Below are 1,778 nucleotides of genomic sequence, written 5' to 3'. Positions count from 1 at the left end.
GAAAAACTAGCTAAAAGTTTTAAAACAGGAAAAACAATGGAAGACATAATAAACAACATTGATATTAATCAATATTTACCCGCTGCAATTACGTGGGCAACCAACATATTACTAGCAATTGCAATTTTACTTGCGGGCTTATGGTTAGCGGGCAAAGTACGCAATTTAATTATTGGCTTGTGTCATAAATACACTCATCTTGACGATACGCTTTTTCGCTTTTTAGGCAGCATGGCTCGCTACATCATATTAGCGTTCGTTATTATTGCTGTGTTAAATCGCTTTGGTGTACAAACAGCCTCTATTATTGCTTTACTCGGTGCTGCGGGACTTGCTATAGGCTTGGCGTTACAAGGTGCAATGTCGAACCTTGCCGCAGGCGTTATGTTGCTAATATTTAGACCTTATAAAGTGAATGACTTTATTGAGGCTGCAGGGCGTTTTGGTAAAGTAACAGAAGTAGATATGTTTACTACTATTTTACAAACGTTCGATAATCAACAGGTTATTATACCAAATAGTCAAATTTGGGGCGCGCAAATTATAAACCATTCACATCATCCAATTCGTGGTGTAGATATGCATTTTGGTGTTGCTTACGGTGAAGATACAACGGCTGTACGTAAAGTTATAGATGGGGTACTTGCAGCGCACCCACACATACTAAAAGATCCAGCGCCTTTTGTTGAAGTAGAAACTCTTAACAGCAGCTCAGTAGACTTTTTAGTAAGGCCATTTTGTAAGGGCGAGCATTACTTCGATATTCTTTACACAGTGCCAGAGTTAATTAAAAAAGCACTAGATAAAAACAACATTGAAATACCTTTCCCACATCGTAAAGTTATTTTAGTTAACGAGAATAAAGATTAACTAAATTTAAAAATGCATAAACCTAAGAGCACTTTTAAGTGCTCTTTTTTGTGTGAAAAAGTTACATACCTGTGTAACTTTTTCTTTTATAAATCATCTCAAATACTACATTGTTATCTGTACAGCCCTTTTTTACTAGGTTGGATGGCTGGTCTTTATTTTGCATTTGCATAGTCGCTTTTAGCTTTAAAGCTCATAAAAACTATTGACCCATTAAATCAAACTGTATGAAGGACTAAACATGGCTGAATCATTTAAATACTCAGGTAATAAAGGGCATGGCGGCGAATTGCATCAAAAAGCGTCGGATGAACACCCTACCATGACCACCGCGCAGGGCTGCCCTGTAAGTGACGATCAAAACTCATTACGTGCGGGCAAACGTGGCCCCGGATTATTAGAAGATCACATAATGCGCGAGAAGATCTTTCACTTTGATCATGAACGCATTCCTGAGCGTGTAGTGCACGCTAGAGGCTATGGTGCACACGGATATTTTGAAACTTACGACACGCTTGAAGATTTAACCTGTGCAGATATTTTTCAGCGAAAAGGTGAAAAAACGCCTGTGTTTACTCGCTTCTCTACGGTTGCAGGTAATAAAGGATCACCAGATTTAGCACGTGATGTACGCGGTTTTGCGGTAAAATTTTATACCCAAGAAGGAAACTGGGATTTAGTGGGTAACAATATACCGGTATTCTTTATTCAGGATGCAATGAAGTTTCCTGATTTAATTCATAGCGCTAAAGCCGAGCCTGATCGTGGTTTTCCGCAGGCGCAAACAGCACATGATAACTTTTGGGACTTTGTGAGTTTGTCACCTGAGTCAATGCACATGGTTATGTGGGCAATGTCTGATAGAGCTATTCCACGCTCTTTACGCTTTATGGAAGGTTTTGGTGTTC

Annotated in this window: 2 protein-coding genes; both read left to right on the top strand. The window is 39.1% G+C overall.

What is annotated here, in order from left to right; translation table 11 throughout:
* Positions 1-36 precede the first annotated feature (36 nt).
* Positions 37-870, top strand: a complete 834-nt coding sequence (locus H5072_RS18505; RefSeq protein WP_182694396.1) for a mechanosensitive ion channel family protein — start codon at positions 37-39, stop codon at positions 868-870.
* 241 nt (positions 871-1,111) lie between these two features.
* The coding region (locus H5072_RS18500; protein WP_182694395.1) for a catalase at positions 1,112-1,778 on the top strand (667 nt) is incomplete at its 3' end.

Source organism: Pseudoalteromonas sp. SR45-5 (assembly GCF_014163565.1).
Classification (GTDB): Bacteria; Pseudomonadota; Gammaproteobacteria; order Enterobacterales; family Alteromonadaceae; genus Pseudoalteromonas; species Pseudoalteromonas distincta.
Note: the sequence above shows the minus strand (reverse complement) of the source record. Positions and strands in the feature narration are given on the sequence as shown.